General features: G+C 72.0%; 20 protein-coding genes. 11 read left to right on the top strand and 9 right to left on the bottom strand.

All coding sequences use genetic code 11. The features are described 5' to 3' along the window. The first annotated feature begins 175 nt into the window (after positions 1-175). The 4 genes from ACWGKQ_RS02440 to ACWGKQ_RS02425 all read left to right on the top strand — a co-directional run bounded on the left by ACWGKQ_RS02440 (position 176) and on the right by ACWGKQ_RS02425 (position 3,680). Positions 176-991 (top strand): alpha/beta fold hydrolase, encoded by an 816-nt coding sequence (locus ACWGKQ_RS02440; RefSeq protein ID WP_453289980.1) that lies wholly within the window; start codon positions 176-178, stop codon positions 989-991. Between the two features lie 121 nt (positions 992-1,112). After that, complete coding sequence (locus ACWGKQ_RS02435) at positions 1,113-1,685, top strand: GNAT family N-acetyltransferase (RefSeq protein ID WP_453289979.1); 573 nt, start codon at positions 1,113-1,115, stop codon at positions 1,683-1,685. Then, entirely contained in the window at positions 1,669-2,418 is a 750-nt protein-coding gene (locus ACWGKQ_RS02430) for a winged helix-turn-helix domain-containing protein (RefSeq protein ID WP_453289978.1), read from the top strand. Before ACWGKQ_RS02435 ends, ACWGKQ_RS02430 begins: the two co-directional genes overlap by 17 nt. A 2-nt stretch (positions 2,419-2,420) precedes the next feature. Continuing rightward, positions 2,421-3,680, top strand: a complete 1,260-nt coding sequence (locus tag ACWGKQ_RS02425; RefSeq protein ID WP_453289977.1) for an MFS transporter — start codon at positions 2,421-2,423, stop codon at positions 3,678-3,680. Between the two features lie 35 nt (positions 3,681-3,715). Here the strand turns inward: ACWGKQ_RS02425 and ACWGKQ_RS02420 are convergent, their stop codons facing one another. The 3 genes from ACWGKQ_RS02420 to ACWGKQ_RS02410 form a co-directional block, all read right to left on the bottom strand. Further along, positions 3,716-4,042, bottom strand: a complete 327-nt coding sequence (locus ACWGKQ_RS02420; RefSeq protein WP_453289976.1) for a hypothetical protein — start codon at positions 4,040-4,042, stop codon at positions 3,716-3,718. A gap of 70 nt (positions 4,043-4,112) precedes the next feature. Further along, positions 4,113-4,874 (bottom strand): Lsr2 family DNA-binding protein, encoded by a 762-nt coding sequence (locus ACWGKQ_RS02415; RefSeq protein WP_453289975.1) that lies wholly within the window; start codon positions 4,872-4,874, stop codon positions 4,113-4,115. 210 nt (positions 4,875-5,084) lie between these two features. Then, the gene (locus ACWGKQ_RS02410; RefSeq protein WP_453289974.1) at positions 5,085-5,657 is read right to left on the bottom strand and encodes a TetR/AcrR family transcriptional regulator; all 573 of its coding nucleotides are present in this window, start codon (positions 5,655-5,657) and stop codon (positions 5,085-5,087) included. A gap of 98 nt (positions 5,658-5,755) precedes the next feature. Here ACWGKQ_RS02410 and ACWGKQ_RS02405 point away from each other — a divergent pair, with 98 nt between their 5' ends. The 3 genes from ACWGKQ_RS02405 to ACWGKQ_RS02395 all read left to right on the top strand — a co-directional run bounded on the left by ACWGKQ_RS02405 (position 5,756) and on the right by ACWGKQ_RS02395 (position 10,336). Further along, the gene (locus ACWGKQ_RS02405; RefSeq protein ID WP_453289973.1) at positions 5,756-6,646 is read left to right on the top strand and encodes an SDR family oxidoreductase; all 891 of its coding nucleotides are present in this window, start codon (positions 5,756-5,758) and stop codon (positions 6,644-6,646) included. Positions 6,647-6,786: 140 nt separating this feature from the next. Further along, entirely contained in the window at positions 6,787-9,279 is a 2,493-nt protein-coding gene (locus tag ACWGKQ_RS02400) for an FG-GAP-like repeat-containing protein (RefSeq protein ID WP_453289972.1), read from the top strand. An 88-nt stretch (positions 9,280-9,367) separates the two neighbouring features. After that, on the top strand, positions 9,368-10,336 hold the full coding sequence (locus ACWGKQ_RS02395; RefSeq protein ID WP_453289971.1) for a nucleoside hydrolase: 969 nt from the start codon (positions 9,368-9,370) through the stop codon (positions 10,334-10,336). A gap of 122 nt (positions 10,337-10,458) precedes the next feature. Here ACWGKQ_RS02395 and ACWGKQ_RS02390 read toward each other — a convergent pair whose 3' ends face one another. Next, a complete protein-coding gene (locus ACWGKQ_RS02390; RefSeq protein ID WP_453289970.1) occupies positions 10,459-11,412 on the bottom strand; it encodes an LAETG motif-containing sortase-dependent surface protein in 954 nt (317 codons plus the stop codon). 310 nt (positions 11,413-11,722) lie between these two features. Between ACWGKQ_RS02390 and ACWGKQ_RS02385 the strand changes: the two genes are divergently transcribed. After that, positions 11,723-13,369 (top strand): glycoside hydrolase family 13 protein, encoded by a 1,647-nt coding sequence (locus ACWGKQ_RS02385; protein WP_453289969.1) that lies wholly within the window; start codon positions 11,723-11,725, stop codon positions 13,367-13,369. Between the two features lie 6 nt (positions 13,370-13,375). On the opposite strand, the gene ACWGKQ_RS02380 is transcribed toward ACWGKQ_RS02385, so the two are convergent. Next, positions 13,376-14,224 (bottom strand): DUF4142 domain-containing protein, encoded by an 849-nt coding sequence (locus ACWGKQ_RS02380; protein ID WP_453289968.1) that lies wholly within the window; start codon positions 14,222-14,224, stop codon positions 13,376-13,378. A gap of 213 nt (positions 14,225-14,437) precedes the next feature. Here ACWGKQ_RS02380 and ACWGKQ_RS02375 point away from each other — a divergent pair, with 213 nt between their 5' ends. Further along, positions 14,438-15,157 (top strand): DUF6445 family protein, encoded by a 720-nt coding sequence (locus ACWGKQ_RS02375; protein WP_453289967.1) that lies wholly within the window; start codon positions 14,438-14,440, stop codon positions 15,155-15,157. A gap of 138 nt (positions 15,158-15,295) precedes the next feature. Further along, entirely contained in the window at positions 15,296-16,000 is a 705-nt protein-coding gene (locus tag ACWGKQ_RS02370) for a DUF4232 domain-containing protein (RefSeq protein WP_453289966.1), read from the top strand. 20 nt (positions 16,001-16,020) lie between these two features. Here the strand turns inward: ACWGKQ_RS02370 and ACWGKQ_RS02365 are convergent, their stop codons facing one another. Continuing rightward, a complete protein-coding gene (locus tag ACWGKQ_RS02365; RefSeq protein WP_453289965.1) occupies positions 16,021-16,959 on the bottom strand; it encodes a formylglycine-generating enzyme family protein in 939 nt (312 codons plus the stop codon). Between the two features lie 57 nt (positions 16,960-17,016). After that, positions 17,017-17,373 carry a hypothetical protein gene (locus tag ACWGKQ_RS02360; protein WP_453289964.1) on the bottom strand — a complete coding sequence of 119 codons (357 nt, stop codon included), beginning with the start codon at positions 17,371-17,373 and terminating at the stop codon, positions 17,017-17,019. Positions 17,374-17,533: 160 nt separating this feature from the next. Between ACWGKQ_RS02360 and ACWGKQ_RS02355 the strand changes: the two genes are divergently transcribed. Next, a complete protein-coding gene (locus ACWGKQ_RS02355) occupies positions 17,534-18,202 on the top strand; it encodes a hypothetical protein (RefSeq protein ID WP_453289963.1) in 669 nt (222 codons plus the stop codon). Between the two features lie 12 nt (positions 18,203-18,214). On the opposite strand, the gene ACWGKQ_RS02350 is transcribed toward ACWGKQ_RS02355, so the two are convergent. Next, positions 18,215-18,490, bottom strand: a complete 276-nt coding sequence (locus tag ACWGKQ_RS02350) for a hypothetical protein (protein ID WP_453289962.1) — start codon at positions 18,488-18,490, stop codon at positions 18,215-18,217. A gap of 31 nt (positions 18,491-18,521) precedes the next feature. Next, positions 18,522-18,875 carry a VOC family protein gene (locus ACWGKQ_RS02345; RefSeq protein ID WP_453289961.1) on the bottom strand — a complete coding sequence of 118 codons (354 nt, stop codon included), beginning with the start codon at positions 18,873-18,875 and terminating at the stop codon, positions 18,522-18,524. Positions 18,876-18,895: the final 20 nt, after the last annotated feature.

Here is an 18,895-nt window from a genome sequence, read left to right as displayed (position 1 = left end):
GCCTACCTGCTTCCAGCGCTGGTCGCCTACGATCGGACGGCCCGGTTGGGCCCCGCGTGCCCACGTCCAGCCCCCGGCCGGCACATGCCGCGCCGCGACGATCACACGCCCCGCCACCACCGCCCGCCGGCGACCGTCTCCACCCATCCGCAGCCCAGAGTGTGCAGGAGAGATGATGGCTCACGAATTCGTGCGTGTATCGGGGCGAGAGATCGCCTACCGCCGCAGTCCCGGGCAGGGGCGCCCGGTCGTGCTGGTCCACGGGAACTCCTCGTCCTCCAGGACCTGGCGTCACCTCCTGGACGGCGAGTTCGGCCGGCGCCACCGCTGCCTGGCCCTCGACCTGCCCGGACACGGGGCGTCCCCGGCGGCGGAGCCCGGGTCGGGCGTCTACTCGGTGCCCGGCTACGCCGCCGTGCTCTCCGGGTTCGTCGACGCGCTGGACGTACCGGACGCCGTGATCGTCGGATGGAGCCTCGGCGGCCACATCGCCCTGGAGGCCTCCGCCCAACTCCCGGACGCGGCCGGCTACGTGGTGTTCGGCACCCCGCCCATCAGCGGCCCCGCCGACCTGGCCGAGGCGTTCCTCCCGAACCCGGCGATGCAGGTCGGCTTCACGGCGGACGTGGACGAGGACAGCGCCCGCACCTATGCCCAGTCCTTCTACGCCCCCGGCTCCCCCCTCTCGACCGCGGACCTGGTCGCCGACATCCTGGCCACGGACGGCACCGCCCGCAGCGACCTGGGCGCCAGCCTCGCCGGGGCGACCGCCGACGAGGTCGAGATCGTCGCGACCCTCGACAAGCCGCTGGCGATCCTGCACGGCGCGGCCGAACAGTTCGTCAACCTCGCCTACCTCAACAAACTCCACGCCCCCACCCTGTGGCGCACCGCCGTCCAGCTCATCCCCGACGCCGGCCACACCCCCCAGGAGGAGACCCCGGCCGAACTCACCACCCTGCTCGACCGGTTCATCGCCGAGCTGCCGTAACTCCAGCGCTTCCACGGAGGGTGACCACGGCACGTACCGAGTAGGCCTTCACCACTTCCTGGAACACCGCGATCGGGAATCTGAGGCTCCTGCCCAGCGGGCGTGCGATAGCTTGCCCGCCATGACCGAGCCTGTTCCCGTCGCCTGGCCGCCTGCTCCGATCAAGACCGAGCGGCTTGTGCTCCGTGAGTCCGAGGCGCGGGACCGGGCGGCGTGCATCGAGCTGTCCGCCTCGCCGGAGGTGGGCACCTATGTCGGTGGCGCTCGACCGCGTGACGAACTCGAGCGCACGGTGTCTGAGGTGCCCGGGCGGCGTCCTGGCTTTTTCGTGGTCGAGCTCGACGGGGCGATGATCGGTTTCGTCCAGCTGCTCGATCGGCGCGGCCCGGAACGTCCGGGCCACGTCCGTCCGGAGGGCGGGGAGGCCGAACTCGGCTACATGTTCCTGCCGGAGGCGTGGGGGCACGGGTACGCCGCCGAGGCGTGCACAGCCGCACTCGACTGGTTTGCCGGTGCGCTTCCCGGCGAGCCGGTGGTGCTCACCACCCAGACCGCCAACATCCGCTCGATGCGCCTCGCGGCGAAGCTGGGATTCACCGAGGTGGCGCGGTTCGAGGACTACGGCGCCGAGCAGTGGTTCGGCGTGTGGTCCCCGGCCACGCCGTCCGGTCGAGGTCGTGACCGACAGCTGTGAATCACCCCTGAGCGGGCGCCGGACACGTACAGCCGATCGTGCGCTCGACCTTCCGGCGGCGGGGCAGGACAACGAAACCCCCTTCGAAAGATGTGTTTCGAGCGTAGAGTCTCGAAACATGTCTTTCGAAGCTGAGAGCGTTGCTTCACGTGAGCATCGCAAGCTCACCGACCCCAAGGCCATGCGGGCCGTCGCACACCCCACCCGCCTCGCTCTGCTCGAAGCTCTGGGCCGGCGCGAGCCGTTGACCGCGACCGAGGCTGCCCGGATGGTGCGAGAGTCCCCGACGAACTGCGCCTTCCATCTGCGCACCTTGGCGAAGTACGGCTTCGTCGAGGAAGCGGGCGGCGGCACGGGCCGCAGCCGCCCCTGGCGGCGTGCCCACATCGGCTTCAGCTTCGATACTTCCGATCCCGCGGGCGATCCCGAATCCGGCATTGCCGCTGCTGCGCTCGGCACCGTGCTGTGGGACCTGTGGCTGGAGCGGATCCGCAAGATCGGCGCAATGCGGTCCGGCTTCCCCGAACACTGGAGCAAGATCACCGGTTCTGGTGAGTCGATCTTCTACCTCACCCCTGAGGAAGCCGAGTCCTTCCAGGAGGAGCTGACCGCGCTTCTCTTCCGCTACCGCGAGCGGCTTGAAGATCCGTCGCTGCGCCCGGCGGGTGCCATCCCGATGGAGCTGATCCAGTTCACTTTCCCCGCCGACGCCGTGCGCCCGCTGGAGGACTGACCATGCGTGCCCTCCTTGCCCGCCGCGATGTCCGCCTGCTCGTCCTTGCCCGGTTGATCGACATGGCTGGGAGCAACGCCCTGTGGGTCGCCCTCGGCATCCGCGTCAAGGAACTCACCGGCAGCAGCTCCGCCGCGGGCCTGACCTTCTTCGCGTTCATCCTCGGCACTCTGGCCGCGCCCCTGGGCGGTGCCCTGGTGGACCGATTACGTCGTCGGCCCCTGCTGGTCATCATGAACCTGGTCTCGACGGTGCTGGTCCTGCCGCTGCTCCTGGTGCACGATCGCCAGGGCGTCTGGATCTGCTACGTCGTCATGACCCTGTACGGGCTGGCCAACGGCGTCACCGGCTCGGCCATGACCGCACTCACCCAGACGTTGATCCCACCGGAGCACCTGGGCGATGCCAACGGCCTGCTGCAGACCCTGCTGCAGGGCCTGCGGCTGATTGCGCCGCTCCTGGGTGCGGGCGTGCTGTCCGCATTCGGCCTGGGGCCGTTGGTCGTGGGCGACGCGGCGACCTTCGCTCTCGCAGCCCTGCTGATTGCCCTGCTCCGGCAGCGGGAGGATCGCCCGCAGCCACCTCAGGAGAAGGAAGCCGGCGCCCAGATCGCCGCCGGCTTCCGTCACATCGCGGGCTCCCCCGCCCTGCGCCGGTCGACCGTCGCCGTCGTGCTCGCCATTGTTGCCTTCGGCTTCTCCGAGTCGGTGCTCTTTGCTGTCGTCGATGCGGGACTGCACCGCCCGCCGGCCTTCCTCGGTGTCCTCAGTTCGTTGCAGGGTACTGGGGCGATAGCGGCCGGGGTTGCCGCCGCGGTGCTCATGCGGCGTACGGGGGAAGAGCTGACCGTGGTGCTCGGCCTGGCCTGCGCTGCCGCGGGCTTCTTGCTGAGTGCCGTCCCCTCTCTGCTCGCGGTCGCGCCGGGCACCGTGCTCGTCGGCGCCAGCCTGCCTTTGATCGTTGCGGGCGTCATGACCCTCTTCCAACGGCGCACGCCCGCCTCTTTGATGGGGCGCACCGACGCCGCGTTGAACGTGCTGATAGGGGTACCGCAGACCGCGGCCATCGCCGCCGGAGCGGCTTTGATCGCGGTGGTGGACTATCGCGTCATGCTCGCCGTGATGGCAGCCCTGATGGCTTCCTCGTCGCTCTACCTGGCCACCCGCACCATCCGCCGGCCGACCGAATCCGTAGCCACGGCGCGACTGGCCCAAGAGCCTGGCGAGGCAGCGCCGGAAGCATCGCCACCGCCCCGTGGGTGAAGTCGGCGTTCGCTGCTGTACCGCAACGGGTCTGCCTACAGGTCCACGCGTGACTCGTGGTCGCCCCGCCTGAGCACCACGTGCGCCGGCCGGAACGGCAGACTGCGCAGGGTCGGCTCCATGACCTTGAAGAGGGCATCGGCGTCTGGCCCGTAGGCGTACAGCACGGCTTTGCCTCCTCCGAACTCGTTGCCGTCGACCTCTCCGACGTCGGCTTCCTTTGTCGCTGCTGCCATCGCGCGCTCTGCTGCGTAGACCAGGGCCCGCTGATCGGCGGCTCCGAAGCCTTCGTCGGCAAGCCGGAAGTGCGCGATGACGGCGTGCTCCTCACCCTCGCTGTCGGGGGCAATGGGTGTCTGCATGCCGGACACACTCTCATCGGGCTCTGACATCGGACGGAAGATGAGACGGTGCTCGGACCTGCGCGGACGCTCACCTCTGTGACATCTCGTAAGCCGCGCGGATGGACGCGGGGATGCGTCCACGGTCATTGACGAGGTAGCCGTTGGCGCGTGCCCAGAGGCGTATCGGCTCGTCCTCCGGGCGGGGGTCGAGGATCCGGGGGCGGGCGGACCTGCCGGGGCCGCTCCAGTCTCCCGAGGACATCCCTTCCAGTCGGTCCGCCGTCTCTTGGAAGAAGGCGGCCAGCGAGGCGTATACGCCCTCCTCGGGACCGTATGCCTCGGCCCAGGTTCCGATGGTTCCGCTGACCGTGTCCAGAAACGTCCCGTAGAGACCGTCGCTCTCCGCGGCGATGGGCACCCACTCACGACGCCAGAACGGATGGTCGGGGTCGGCGGACGGCTCCATCTCCTCCAAGCCCATCCGGCTGAGGTAGACCCGCTGAATATCCGTCAGTCCGAGAAGGATGTGGCCGCCGGGGATGTCCATCTGGCACCCCAGCGCCACCAGGCAGGAATGAGCACCGGGTTGCCTGCCGGCATCGATGTCGTTCGCCAGCAGCCACTGCCGCATCTCCGCCGGCAGGTCCAGACCCATGCGCAGTTCGGCCTCCCTGATGGCCGCATGGCTCCCGGGGCCGCCGAGCGCGGCGAGAGTGTCGGGGTCGTGGCGTTCGAGCCACGCGGTGACCCTGCCCCACGCCTCTCGCACGTCTCCTGCCCGGGAGCGTTGCCCGGCCTCCCGGGCGGTGAAGTCGTCCTCTTGCCGGGGCGACGACTGTTGGTGATCCATGGGAGAACCGTATGAGGGACCACTGACATCGACCGACCGGGCGAGCACGAAGCCGCCGGACTTCATCGGCCGCCGGAGGTGTGACACCCGCGCGGTCCGGCGTCACAGTCCCCGCTTGTCCCCGCCACGACGTGGCGGACGGCCGGCGTGCCGGGTCAGGACAGGGCCTCGGCCCTTCGACGGCGGGGGCGGCCAGGAACCGGACGGCGGTCAGGTGAGGGTGGTCGCTGCTCGGTGGAGTTCGGTGAGGCGGTGGCGGGTCAGGGTGGGGAAGGGCTGGTCGTTCGCGGGGGCGATCCACTGCGTGAAGGCCGCGGTGAACGCGCGGACGCCCAGCTCGGCGGCGAGGCCCGCGGTCGGGTCGGGCACCCCGCGCCGGCGGAGGGCGTCGGTCAGGGCCGCCGCGAGGTTGAGCTCCTTGAAGGCCAGGCGTTCCCGGAGTTCGGCGTGGCCCGCGATGACCGCGGCGAGGCGGGGGCCGAACCCCCGCTGTTCGGGAGTGAAGGAGCCGGTCAGGGCGTCGAGCGCGGCGGCCACCGTCTCCAGTGGGGTCGCGTCGGCGGGTGCGGCCGCGGCGCCCTCCGTCAGCAGGCGGCCGTGTTCCTCCTGCCCCGCGAACAGCACCTCGCGCTTGTCCGGGAAGTGCCGGAAGAAGGTCGTCTTGGTCAGCCCGGCCCGCTCGGCGATCTGGGCGACGGTGGTGCTGTCGTACCCCTGCTCGCCGAACAGGTCGATCGCGGCTTGTACGAGGCGCAGTCGCGCGTTCGGTTCCCATCGGGCCATGGGGACAGCCTAAGTGATGTGACTTGGTACCGTCACAGGGGTATGGTGACGGTACCAAGTCACATCACCTGTTCTTCCGTCCTGGGGAGAGTGCTGTCATGCGTGTCTTCGTCACCGGCGCCGGTGGTCACATCGCCTCCGCCGTCATTCCCGAACTCCTCGACGCGGGGCACGAGGTCGTCGGCCTCGCCCGGTCCGAGAACTCCGCGACCGCCGTGAAGGCCCTGGGCGCCGAGGTGCGCCGCGGTGACCTGGCGGATCTGGACGGCCTGCGGGCGGCCGCGGCCGATGCCGACGCCGTCGTCCATCTCGCCTTCGACCACGCGGCGATGGCCGCCGGGGACATGGCCGGCGCCGCGGCGACCGACCTGACCGTGGTGCGGGCCCTCGGCGAGGCGCTCGCCGGGACCGGCAAGGCCCTGCTGGGGGTCGGCATGGGCAAGGGCGACGGCAACGAGCACCTCGGCGCGGCGTACGCCACCAATCCCCGGGGCGCCACGGGGCGCCTGTTCGGCGAGTTGGCCGGGCAGGGGGTGCGGGCCGTGCTCGTCGGGATTCCACCGGTCGTGCACAGTGCGCGGGACCGGAGCGGGTTCCTGCCGATCCTGATCCGGATCGCGCGGGCCACGGGGGTCTCCGGCTATGCCGGGGACGGTTCGAACCGCTGGTCCGCCGTGCACACGCTGGACCTCGGGCGGCTCTACCGGCTGGCGCTGGAGAAGGCGCCGGCGGGCGCTGAGCTGCACGCGGCGGCCGAGGAGGGGGTCGCGGTGCGGGACATCGCCGAGGTGATCGGGCGGCGGCTGGGGGTTGCGGTCGAGAGCGTCCCGGGGGAGCGGCTCGCCGAGCACTTCGGGTTCTTCGGCGGGCTGATACCGCTCGACGCGCCCGTGAAGAGCGCACGGACCCGGGAGTCGCTGGGGTGGCAGCCGGTGGAGGCCGGGCTGGTGGCGGACCTCGAGGAGGGGCACTACTTCGAGGGCGAGTAGTCCAGGGGTTGTGGTGCTCATGTGCGGTCAGTTGCCCTCTGTGTGTGAGGAATTGCCGCGGATCAAGGATTTTTTCTGCGGTCTCCTGAACCTAAGCTGCGCATGGGGGGCGAACGCCCCTACGGGGAGGGAACACACACATGAGCAGCAGCTCCGCCATGCCGTCGCGCCGGCGCCACCGCCGGGCCACGGCCACCGCACTCGTCACCGTCTCGCTCGCCCTCGCGGGCACCGCGTTCCCGGTCGCGGCCGCCGCCGCGACCGTCCTGCCGCCGTGGAGCGCCTCGGTGACGCTCAGCAGCGGGCGCTCGGACGTCCAGGACGTCGTCGTCACCAGGGACGGCGCCGCCGTCGCCGTGTGGACCGAGGCGACCGCCTCCAACGCGCCGCGCACCCTCTACGCGGCCGTCCGCGCCGCCGGGAGCGACAGCTGGTCCGCGCCGGTCCCGCTCGCCACCCAGGAGGGAACGGTACGGCTGCTGGCCCGGGCGGACGGATCGGTCGCCGCGCTGTGGACCGACGGCTCGACCGGGGTGCAGCGCGTCGTCGCCGCGCTGCTGGCTGCCGGGCAGACGACGGCCTGGTCCGCACCGGCGGTGCTCGCCTCGGACGGCACCTTCGACCAGCTCGACCTCTCCGAGGGCGGCGGCGGCACGCTCGCCGCCGCCTGGCGCGGCAGACCCACCGGCGCCACCGTGCCCGAGGTGTACGCCGCCACGCTGGGGGCGCAGGGCGGCTCCTGGTCCGCGTCCGTCAAGGTCAGCAACGTCTCCGTGTACGCCGGTGCGAACACCGCCACCGCGGCCCTGGACCGGCCGCAGATCGCGGTCGACGGGCTCGGCGGGCTCGTGGTGTCGTACGCGATGAACGTGGGCGGCATCGGCGGGGTGATGACGGTCGGCCGGCCCGCCGGGGCGGATGCCTGGGGGACCCCCGAGCGGCTGGTCGGCAAGGTGGGCGCCTCCGCGACGCTGGCCGCGACGCCGTACGGCGGTCTCGTGCTGCTCTGGAAGGTGGACGGCACCTTCCAGTACGCGACCCGTACCGACGCCGGCGCCGACTGGAGCCAGACGCGGACCGCCGTGGCCGCCGCCGGAAACCCCGAGGAGACCCCCGAGCCGCTGATCGGCGCCGACGGCCGGATCACCCTGGTCTGGAACGACCTGGCCGGTGCCACCGTCGGGCTGCGGACCACCACGTTCGATCCGAGCACCGGGGCGTGGTCCGCACCGGCCAAGCTCAACACGGCCTATTTCCCCGGCCACTTCGACGCGTCGATCGCCCAGGACGGCTCGGTCCACGTCCTGTGGACGCAGGCCGCGACCAGCAACACCTACACGCTCCAGGAGGCCACGCTCGTCGACGGCGCGTGGACCGCCGCCCGTCCGGTACCGCCCTACGGGGAGCAGGCCGTCGACGGGCAGATCGCGGCGCGCTCCGCCACCGACACCACCGCGGTGTGGGACTGGTCGGCCAACTCCGGCGCGTCCTACGGACTCGAGGCCGCCCGCACCGCCTGGCCCCAGCTCAAGGTCACCCAGCAGTCGGTCCCGGGCACCGCGGCCCTCAAGGGCACCACCTCCGGCAGCCAGGTCTGGCTGCCGACCTGGACCACGAACACCGCCGTCTCGTCCTGGACCCTCACCGTCACCGACCCGGCCGGCCGCACGGTCCGTACCCTCACCGGCGCCCCCGGCTCCGCCACCACCGTCGCGGCCGTGTGGAACGGCCGTACCGGCACCGGCGCGTTCGCCCCCAACGGCAGGCTGACCTGGACCCTGAAGGCGGTCCAGTACGGCTCCGGCACCTCGTACACCCTCGGCACCGGCACGGTGACCGTGACCGGCGGCGCCACCGTCTTCCGCGACTTCGGCGGCCACAACAGCACCCCCGACGGCGTCGGCGACCTCGTCACCCTCGACTCCGCAGGCCGGCTGCACTGGCTGTACGGCATCAGCGCCGGGCTGGAGAGCGGCAGAACCGGCTCGGGCTGGTCGACGAGCATCAAGGCGGTGCCGTTCGGAGACCTCAACGGCGACCGGTGCAACGACCTCCTGGTCCGGGTCGGCGACGCCCTGCGCGACTACCGCCCGGCCTGCGGTGCGGCGGTGACGCCCACGACGTCGTACAAGACGGTCTCCGGCACCGGCTGGAAGCAGTACGACGTCCTGACCGCGCCCGGTGACCTCACCAAGGACGGCCGCCCCGACCTGATCGCCCGCAACACCTCCACCGGCGCGGTCTACCTCTACAAGGGCACCAGCACCGGCACCCTCTCCGCCCGCGTGAAGCTGTACGCCGACTGGAAGACGTACAAGAAGATCGTGGGCGCCGGCGACCTCAACGGCGACGGCATCGGCGACCTGGTCGCGCAGGACACCGCCAACAACCTCTACCGCTACTACGGCAAGGGCAACGGCACCTTCGGCACCCGCGTGAAGCTCGCCGCGGGCTGGGGCGCTTCCTACAACGTGGTGGTCGGTGCCGGTGACGTCAACGGCGACGGCAGGCCCGATCTCCTCGCCCGCGACACCGCCGGCAAGCTCTACCGCCTGAACGGCGACGGCAGGGGCGCCTTCCCCACCCGCACCCGGATCAGCGCGGGTTTCGCCGGCTACAAGGGCCTGTTCTGAGACCGGGTCCGCAGCGGCCCCGACCCGGCAGCCGAGGAGTCCGGGAACAGGGGGCCTAGAGTCAGGGCCGGTGAAAGGAGCCCCCACTGTGACCGGTCAGCCCATTCCCGTGATCATCGACTGCGACACCGGTGTCGACGACGCCCTCGCCCTGCTGTTCGCCGTTCGCCACCCGGGCCTCGAGTTGCGGGCGGTGACCTGTGTCGCAGGGAACACCGACGTGGACGGGGTGGTCCGCAACACCCTGACCGTGCTGGAGCGGGCCGGGGCCGGGGACGTTCCCGTCGCCCGGGGTGCCGAGCGGCCGCTGATCGAGGCGGCGCGGTCGGCACGGCATGTGCACGGGAGCGACGGGATGGGCGACCTCGGGCTGCCCGCGCCCACCCGGCGCCCCGCCGACGTCGACGCCGTCACCCTGCTGCGCCGCGAGATCCTCGGCTCGCCCCGCCCGGTCACCCTGATTCCCACCGCGCCGCTCACCAACATCGCCCTGCTGCTGCGCACCCACCCGGAGGTGACCCGGAACATCGAGCGGATCGTGTTCATGGGCGGCGCGGTCGCCACCGGGAACGCCACCCCGGTCGCCGAGTTCAACGTCTGGCACGACCCCGAGGCGGCCGCCGTCCTGCTCACCGCCGGAGTGCCGATCACCATGTACGGCCTGGACGTCTTCCAGCGGGTGGTGGTGCCGGGCGCGGAGGTACGACGGCTGCGCACGAGCGCGGAACCGGGGGCCCGGCTGGCCGGGGATCTGCTCGCGCACCGGCCGGCCGCCCCGGACCCGGACGGCGACGATTCCGCCGGCGGGCTCGGGGACGCGGGTGCGGTGTGCGCCGTCGCCGATCCGGCCGGTCTGACCACCCGGCTCCTTCCGGTCGAGGTCTCCCTCGCCCCGGGGCCGACCCGGGGCCAGACCGTCGTCGACCGCCGCCCCCGCCCCGGCGAGGCCGAGATCCACGGCGAAGCCCGCGAACAGGCCCTGGTGGACGTGGGGTTGGACGTGGACGTGGAGCGGTACGTGCGGCTGTACCTGGAGACCGTCGCCGGTCGAGGGTGACCGCCGGCGGTCACGGGGTACGACGCCCGCTCCGGCGGGTGAGCCGGCCGGGCCGGTCTCGGGGGCAGGCGTGCGCCCCGGTCGTCAGGGACGGCCGGGGCGCACGCGCGTACCGGACGGGATCAGGCGCGGGTGGCCTTGCGGCGCCGGGACACGACGACGATCGCACCGCCGCCGGCGAGCAGCAGGGCCGCGCCGCCGGCGATGTAACCGGTGCTGGAGCTGGCGCCGGTGTGGGCCAGGTCGCCGCCACCTGCGGAGTCCGTGCTCGGGGCCGACGCCGGGGAGGTCGTCGACTCGGACGGGGAGGGGGACGCGTCGGCCGTGCTGGTCGCCGAGCTCTCCGAGGGCGCGGGGGTGGTGGTCTCCGCGGCCGGCGGGGTGGCCGGGGTGGACTCCGACGCGGAGGCGGAGGGCGAGGTGGACGTGGACGGGGACGGCGAGGACGACTCGGTCGTCGAGCAGTCCTTCGTGCCGCCGTTCCAGGACGCGATCAGCTTGTCCTTGATGACCGTGTGGTCCGGGCCGGCCGGCAGGTCGCCGTGCTCGAAGCCGTCGTTGGCGTCCTTGTCGCCGTCGAACTTCGTCGCGCCCCGGTAGAGGTCGATCTGCGCGAAGCAGCCGGCGTCCGGGACGGCGATGTCGAGGGAGTCGGTCTGGCCCTGCTTGACCGTCACCGTGTCGAAGTCGACGAAGATCTGCTGGCCCGAGGTGGCGAAGGTGGGACCGTGGGCGATGTACGAGGCGAGCGAGGCGGTGCAGGAGGCGGCGCCACCGGCGGCGCGGACCTTGAGGTGGACCTTGCCGTCGTCGGTGACCTTCAGGTTCTGGTCGTCGACCTTCACCGAGTCGAAGAAGTTCGAACCGTCGATCGAGAACTGGCACTTGTCGGTGCCGGTCTCCGTGCCGGCACCGGTGCCGGGGCTGTAGTGGCCGCCGGACTTCCAGCCGTCACCGCCGGGGGTGCCGTGCGCCCAGGCGCCGGACGCGCCGGCGACGGAGGCGGCACACAGGGCGAACGAAGCGACGCCCGTTCCCAGCAGGCGACGTGCGGTGACATGTCTGGCTATGGACATGGAGATCCCATCCGTGGGGTGCTCATCTCTCGCCGGCCCGTCGATGCTCGGCAGGAGCAGCGGGCGGACGGCGGAAAGGCAACGGGAAGCGAAGAGACACCGGGCCCAATGGTCACATGCGCCACAGTGTGCGGCCCATGGTGGTTGGCCCTGCCGAACCCTGTCAACCTGCCGTCAGGCAAGGGGCGTTCGGAGGTCATCACAACTTCCTCACACAAGGAACGATCCGCTCCGGCCGGTGTGAAGTTTCGCTTTCTCGGCAATATGGACAGACTTCTTCACGGTGTCTCTCCGCCCGAAAGGAACGCGCGTGGTCGACCTCTCCTCCAGGAATCCCGACTGGTGGCGTCAGGCCGTGATCTACCAGGTGTATCCACGCAGCTTCGCCGACGCGGACGGTGACGGGCTCGGCGACCTCCGGGGCATCACCGAGCGGCTGTCCCATCTGGGCGCGCTCGGCGTGGACGCCCTGTGGCTGAGCCCCTTCTATCCCTCCGAACTCGCCGACGGCGGCTACGACGTCGCCGACTACCGGGACGTCGACCCGCGCCTGGGCACCCTGGACGACTTCGACGCGATGGTCGCCGAGGCGCACCGGCTGGGTCTGAAGGTGATCGTCGACATCGTCCCGAACCACACCTCGCACCTGCATCCCTGGTTCCGGGAGGCCCTGCTGGCCGGTCCCGGCTCGGCGGCCCGGGACCGCTACGTCTTCCGGGCCGGCCGTGGCGAACACGGCGAACTCCCGCCCTCCGACTGGCAGTCGGTGTTCGGCGGCAGCGCCTGGCGCCGGGTCCCGGACGGCGAGTGGTACCTGCACCTCTTCGCCCCCGAGCAGCCCGACCTGAACTGGGCGCACGACGAGGTCCGCGCCGACTTCCGCGCCACCCTGCGCTTCTGGTCCGACCGGGGCGTGGACGGCTTCCGCGTCGACGTGGCCCACGCCCTGGTGAAGGACCTCGCCGAACCGCTGCGGGACGTGGCGCAGTTCGGTCCGACCGGGGAGGAGGCGCTGGAGCGCATGGCGCCCGGCACCCACCCCTACTGGGACCGCGACGAGGTGCACGAGATCTACCGGGACTGGCGCAAGATCTTCGACACCTACAGCCCGCCCCGCACCGCCGTCGCCGAGGCCTGGGTGCCCGGCGCCCGCCGCGCCCTGTACGCCCGCCCGGACGAACTCGGCCAGGCCTTCAACTTCGAGTACTTGCAGACCCCTTGGGACGCCGGGGCGCTCCGCGACGACATCACCGGCTCGCTCGCCACCGCCCGCGCGGCCGGCGCCTCCGCCACCTGGGTGCTCTCCAACCACGACGTCGTACGGCACGCCTCCCGGCTGATGCTGCCACCCGGAACGGACGAGAACGCCTGGCTGCTGTCCGGCGGCCGCACCCCGCACGCCGATGTCTCCCAGGGACTCCGGCGCGCCCGCGCCGCCACCCTGCTCATGCTCGCGCTGCCCGGATCGGCGTACGTCTACCAGGGCGAGGAACTCGGCCTGCCCGAGGTCGCCGACCTGCCCGGCTCCGTCCTGCGGGACCCGATCTGGGAACAGACGGGCCATGCCCGCAAGGGCCGGGACGGCTGCCGGGTGCCGTTGCCGTGGACGACCGGCGGCCCGTCGTACGGCTTCGGGTCCGGCGGTGCCTGGCTGCCGCAGCCGGAGTGGTTCGGGTCGTACGCCGTCGAGGCGCAGGCCGGGACGGCGGGTTCCACCCTTGAGCTCTACCGCACCGCCCTGCGGCTGCGCCGCAAGCTGCTGGACGGCGAGACGCTGACCTGGGCCGAGGCGCCCGCGGGCGTGCTGCACTTCGCCCGGACGGAGGGCTGGCGGTGCGTCACGAACGTGTCGGACGCACCGGTACCGCTGCCGCCGGGCGAAGTGCTGCTGACGAGCGTGCCGCTGCCGCATGACGGCACGCTCCCGCCCGACACCACGGTGTGGCTGGGCGCCTGATGCGACTCAGCCCGCAGTGGGGGCGGGGCTGGCGCCCGGGGTGACGTTCACGCCGGTGGTGGTTCCGGTTCCGGTGCCCGTGCCGGTACCCGTCCCGCCGGTCGCCGTTCCCGTGCCGCCGCTCCCGGCGATGCCGTCGATGTCCACCGGGGTGGAGGTGGCGTTCGGCGGCGGGGTGAGCACCACCTGGGGCTGGCCCGCGGCCGGCGGCGGCGGGGTCAGGTCGACGGCGGGCAGCTTCGGCGGGGTCGTCTCCTGGAAGAGCACGGTGCCGAAGTCGACGAGACCGGTCTTCTCCATCACCGTGATGTGGTCGAGGACCGTGTCGTTGGCCTGGTCGGCCAGGGCGCGCACCAGGGTGTTCTCGGTGGTGGAGCGGATCTTCGCCACCGTGTTGAAGATCGAGCCGTGCGTGATGCGCAGGATGTTGGCGAAGTCGGTGTCGAACTGCTTGCCGGAGTCCGCGGTCAGCGTGTTGACGAAGCCCTGCTGCTGCGGGCTCGGCAGGTTCGGGATGGTGATGTTGAGCATCTGGGCGACCTTGCGGTCGGTGGTGTCCAGCGCCGAGTGCCCGTCGACCAGGTGCTGGCTGGCCGTGATCACGGCCTGGGACTGGCCCTTCTTCTCACCGAGCAGACCCACCGGGTACTCCCAGAGTCCGGCGGCGCGCACCTTCACCACGAAGTCCCGGTCGCCTTCGGTCAGCGGCCCCCACTGCGTGTTGGCGATCACCCGGGTGGTGTCGCTGGACACGGTGTTCAGGCCCAGCATGCTCGGGTAGGCGAGGGCCGCGAGGGTGAAGCTCAGGGCTCCGCCAACAAACAGCGTTCCCGTCGCGTTCCGCGAAAAGCGCACCGGTGTCTCCTGCTTGGTCGGGGGTCCCGCTCGGCGCGGGGTCGGTTCGCAGGGGAGTACGGACCGGGAAGCGCCCGTAACCTTTTGATTTGGCAAAGAACTTGTGAGGGTCGGCTCTGCCGGGTCGCCACCACCCCATGTCTTGGCCAGGAGAGGGTGATGATTTCCCCTGGTGATAGTGGTCATGACAAAGTCGCGGGCAGGCTTCGCGGCATGCCCCCACACTCATCCCCCCGAGTCCCCCGGCTGCCCAACGGAGCGGCTCCGCGGGGTCCCGCCGCGCTTCCCGTCCTGCCCTACCGCAAGCCCACCAAGGGCCGCGACTACTGGGTGTTCGACGACGTCCTCCCGGACGTGGACGCCGTACGGGAGCGGTGCCTGGCCAAGGACGACTGGGTCCAGGGGTACCCGTACACCTCGGAGACCTGGCCCGGACTGCGCACCATGCCCGGCCTGGAACCCGCCGAACTCGCCGTCGTGGAAGAGCTGGTGAAGAAGGCGACCGGGGCCGGGAAGCTGTGGGTGCAGCAGGCGCCCGGCGGCGGCACCCTCAACCACAACTGCGTCCAGGTGGTCGGCGAGGGCGAGAGCGAGCCGCGCCCGCACACCGACTCGCGGGCGCTGTGCCGGTACGCGGCGGTGCTGTACCTCAACCCCGGGGTGGCCAAGGACTGCGGCACCGCGTTCTACCGCCAGTCGCTGCCCGGCGGCCGGCTCGGCGGCAACATCGTCCAGGCCCCGCACAACAACCTCGTCGAGGCGCTCGGGACGCGGTTCGTGCCCGGCGACCACTTCGAGGAAGACGTGCGCGTCCCGCACAAGTACAACCGGCTGCTCCTCTACAACGCCAACCTGGTGCACAGCGCGACCGGTTACGCCGGGAAGACGCTGGAGGAGAAGCGGATGACCGCGGTGTTCTTCTGGATGGCGTGAGCGGGCGCGTTTGTAACAGCGGGCGTGACACGACCACGACGGGCCCGTGACGGCGATCTCCGAACTTCCCTTCCCGGGCCCGCATCGAAAGGGGTGTCCGGCAGAGAGCCGGGGAGATCACCACCGCTGGGGAACACCATGTCGAAGCTTCGCAACCGCCGTACGAACGTCCGCAAGACGGCTGTCGCCGTGACCGGTGCCGCCGCGCTGCTGGCCCTGCTGACCGCGTGCAACGGCACCGCGAGCGGCTCCGTCAGCGCCGACGGCGGTACGGCGGCCCCGGCCGCGGGCGACTCCACGACGGCGTCCGGTTCGACGGGCGGCTCGACCGGGGGTTCGACCGGTGGCTCCGGCAGCGGTTCCAGCACGGGGAGCAGCGGGAGCGGGAGCACCTCGGGCTCGTCCACCTCCGGCGGTTCCTCCGCCTCCGGCTCGGTGCCCGCCTGCCAGGCCTCCCAGCTCGGCTACTCCTGGGCCGACTCGGGCAGCGGCACCGGCCAGCAGAAGCACGCGGTCGTGGCGTTCACCAACAAGAGCGGCCACTCCTGCACGATGTACGGCTTCCCGGGCGTCGACCTGGTGAACAGCGGTCAGAAGTGGTCGCTCCCGCGCACGAACGCCACCCCGAAGCGGGTCACCCTGGCGAACGGCGCCTCCACCGACTTCGCGATCACCTTCCTGGTGCCGGCCCAGGGCGACTCCAGCGATTTCACACCGACCACGGTCGTCGTCACCGCGCCGAACCAGCGCACGTCGTTCGACCTGCCCTGGCACGGCGGTGCCGTGGTGCTCCAGGACGGCGCGACGCACCCGGGGTCGTTCATCGGTCCCGTCGGCGAGTGACCACGGACCGGCCCCTCGGTTCACCCCGCGTCGCGGGCGCAGCGGAAGCCGGTGTGGCCGGTGGAGCTGTCGGGGGTGTTGGCGGTGCGGGCGGCGACCCGGTAGCGGTTGCAGTAGGACGCGTGGCACAGGTGGGAGCCGCCGCGGATGACGCGGGCGCCGCCGTGGGCGGGGTCGACGGGACCGGCGGGGCCGGTGCTCCACCGGTCGGCGCACCACTCCCACACGTTGCCCGAGGTGTTGTGGAGGCCGTATCCGTTGGGCGCGAAGGCGTCGACGGGGGCGGTGCCCCGGTAGCCGTCGGCGGCGGTGTTGCGGGTCGGGAAGGTGCCGCGCCAGATGTTGCACCGGTACTCCCCGCCCGGGTCCAGCTCGTCCCCCCACGGATAACGGGCCTGCTCCAGACCGCCCCGGGCCGCGTACTCCCACTCCGCCTCGGTGGGCAGCCGCTTGCCGGCCCAGGAGGCGTAGGCGGCGGCGTCGTACCAGGAGACGTGGACGACGGGATGGTCGCCGAGTCCGTCGAGCCCGCTGCCCGGTCCGGCCGGCTCGTGCCAGGCGGCCCCCGCGACCGCACACCACCAGGGCGTCTGAGGCGGCCGGGGCGCACCCCGGCGCAGCGCGGCGGGCAGGAACCCGGCGAAGACGTAGGACCAGCCCAGCCGTTCGGCGTCGGTGACGTAGCCGGTGTCGGCGACGAACGCGGCGTACTCGTCGTTGCGCACGGCGCAGGCGTCGATCCGGAACGGCGGCACGCGCACGGTCCGTACCGGACCCTCCCCGTCCGCCGGGAAGCCGTCGGCGTCCTCGGTGCCCATCAGGAACTCACCGCCGGGCAGCGCGACCATGCCGGTGCGCTCGAGGGCGGTGCCGTCGGGGGCGGGCAGGGGCCGCGGTACCGGCGGGCGCGCGGGGGCGGCGGGCGCGCAGCAGGCGGACGGCGGCTGGGTGGGCTCCATGCCCGGAGTGTGCCGCAGGCACCTGTGACGCCGGCCGCGTGGGCCGTCCGGTGACGTTCAGCCGAGGAGTTCGCGGACCGCGGCGGCGGTGTTGAACACGGCCGGCAGCAGGAAGATCCCGCCGAAGACCATCCAGGCACAGCCGAGGCCCGGCCGTGCGCGGGTGGGCGGTTCCGGCTCGCGGGCGAAGTCGCCGATGCGCATCGGCGCGGTGGAGGTGCCCGGGGCCCGTCCGGTGTGTGGCCGCGTGAGCCCCGTCCGCTCGAAGACGTCGGCGGTCAGGGTGCGTCCGGTACGACGCTGTCGGCGCCCCATCCACAGCGCGACGGCGGCCACCGCCGCCGTGAAGGCCGCGAGTTGCAGATGCTCGCCGGGCGTATCGGCGCCGGCGAGGCTGACGGCCAGGTACGACACGGTCTCTCCCCCATGGTCCCCCGAGATCATGACGCGCACATCTCTCCATGCCGGTTCGGGTGCGTCAACCGAATTGACCGGTGCCGGGCGCGGAGTCGTCGCACCGCGCGCCCCCGACCGGCGATAATCGCCCCATGGCTCCTCCCTCGGCCGCCGCCGCGTGAACATCACCCACCTGCACCGCCGCCTGCTGCCCGACCTGCTGTCGGTGGGCGCCGGGTACCCCCTCGCGCTGACCGGTGACTACGCGGCCCAGGCCCACGGTCTGTTCGACCGCCCCGGCCGGACCGTGGACGTGGCCACGCAGAGCCCGGAGCCCATGCGGACGATCGCCGAAACGGTCGCGGCGGGCCTCCGGGAACGCGGCTGGCGGGTCGCCGCCCGCGAGACGGACCCCCTCTCCGCCCAGCTCGTCGTCACCGATGCGGTCGCGGAGGAGGACGGCGAGGTCGACCTCCTCAAGGAGGCCCTCTGGCACCCACCGGTCCGGACGGAACTCGGCCTGTCCCTCGCCCTCGAGGACGTGGTCGGCATGCGGGTCTGGGCGCTGACCGACCGCGGCCTGCCCCGCGACCTCCTGATCGTCCACGCCGCGGCGGACCGCTGGACCCTCCCCGACCTGGAAGACCTCGGCCACCGCCACGCCCGGGACACCTTCGACCTCGCCGACCTCCAGTCCCGCCTGACCGGCACGGACTGGATCGACGACCGGGAGTTCTCGGTACTCGGCCTCGACGACGCGGCGGTCACCGCCCTCCGCCACTGGGCCCAGACCTGGGCGGACGACATCGCGGAACGCCTGATCGAGGCCCGGCCCCCGGAGGACTGACCCCGGGCGGGGTCACCCGCTCGCCGTCTCCCGCTCCGCGCCCCGGGCCCGCCAGAGGGCCAGGCCCTCCATGCCGAGGCCGGTCACGACCAGCAGGATGCCCAGCCAGAAGAGCACCGTGTTGTGCCGCTCGACGCCACCGAACAGCATCAGGTTCGCGCCGAGGACGGGAAGAACGGCCTCGGCGGCTTTCCGCCACCGGCCCTTCCTGGCATGCCGGACGGCCAGGCCCGACCCGAGTACGAGCATCAGCGCCATCAGCGCCATCAGCGCCATCGCGATCCGCATGACCGCAGTGTGCCGTTGCCGTGCTCTGCCGTCAGGCCGGCTGCCACAGTTCGATGCGGTTGCCCTCGGGGTCGGTGACCCAGCCGAAGCGGCCGATGCCTGCCATGTCCTGGGTCTCCTCGGCCACCTCCGCTCCCTTGGCGCGGAGTTGCGCGAGCATCGCGTCCAGGTCGCGGACCCGGAAGTTCAGCATGGTCTGCTGGGTGCGGGAGCCGAAGTAGTCGGTTCCGGACTCGAAGGCCGCGAACACCGTCGGCCCGGCCGCCGGCTGCCACAGGCCGTGGTCGTCGAGGTCCAGGCCCAGGCAGTCGCGGTACCAGGCGCCCTGGGCCGCCGGGTCGGCGGACCGCAGGAAGTACCCGCCGATTCCAAGTACACGTTCCATGCCGCCATCCTGCCAGGGCG

The sequence above is a fragment of the Streptomyces sp. NPDC054770 genome, from assembly GCF_053611985.1.
This window is presented reverse-complemented; position numbering and strand designations above follow the sequence as displayed.

Excerpts from the sequence above, each read along its gene's own strand:
- ACWGKQ_RS02420 (WP_453289976.1), bottom strand. The coding sequence starts at position 4,042 with ATGCAGACACCCATTGCCCCCGACAGCGAGGGTGAGGAGCACGCCGTC.
- ACWGKQ_RS02440 (WP_453289980.1), top strand. The coding sequence starts at position 176 with ATGGCTCACGAATTCGTGCGTGTATCGGGGCGAGAGATCGCCTACCGC.
- ACWGKQ_RS02350 (WP_453289962.1), bottom strand. The coding sequence starts at position 18,490 with ATGCGGATCGCGATGGCGCTGATGGCGCTGATGGCGCTGATGCTCGTA.
- ACWGKQ_RS02415 (WP_453289975.1), bottom strand. The coding sequence starts at position 4,874 with ATGGATCACCAACAGTCGTCGCCCCGGCAAGAGGACGACTTCACCGCC.
- ACWGKQ_RS02435 (WP_453289979.1), top strand. The coding sequence starts at position 1,113 with ATGACCGAGCCTGTTCCCGTCGCCTGGCCGCCTGCTCCGATCAAGACC.
- ACWGKQ_RS02345 (WP_453289961.1), bottom strand. The coding sequence starts at position 18,875 with ATGGAACGTGTACTTGGAATCGGCGGGTACTTCCTGCGGTCCGCCGAC.
- ACWGKQ_RS02370 (WP_453289966.1), top strand. The coding sequence starts at position 15,296 with ATGTCGAAGCTTCGCAACCGCCGTACGAACGTCCGCAAGACGGCTGTC.
- ACWGKQ_RS02390 (WP_453289970.1), bottom strand. The coding sequence starts at position 11,412 with ATGTCCATAGCCAGACATGTCACCGCACGTCGCCTGCTGGGAACGGGC.
- ACWGKQ_RS02375 (WP_453289967.1), top strand. The coding sequence starts at position 14,438 with ATGCCCCCACACTCATCCCCCCGAGTCCCCCGGCTGCCCAACGGAGCG.
- ACWGKQ_RS02400 (WP_453289972.1), top strand. The coding sequence starts at position 6,787 with ATGAGCAGCAGCTCCGCCATGCCGTCGCGCCGGCGCCACCGCCGGGCC.
- ACWGKQ_RS02425 (WP_453289977.1), top strand. The coding sequence starts at position 2,421 with ATGCGTGCCCTCCTTGCCCGCCGCGATGTCCGCCTGCTCGTCCTTGCC.
- ACWGKQ_RS02405 (WP_453289973.1), top strand. The coding sequence starts at position 5,756 with ATGCGTGTCTTCGTCACCGGCGCCGGTGGTCACATCGCCTCCGCCGTC.
- ACWGKQ_RS02410 (WP_453289974.1), bottom strand. The coding sequence starts at position 5,657 with ATGGCCCGATGGGAACCGAACGCGCGACTGCGCCTCGTACAAGCCGCG.
- ACWGKQ_RS02365 (WP_453289965.1), bottom strand. The coding sequence starts at position 16,959 with ATGGAGCCCACCCAGCCGCCGTCCGCCTGCTGCGCGCCCGCCGCCCCC.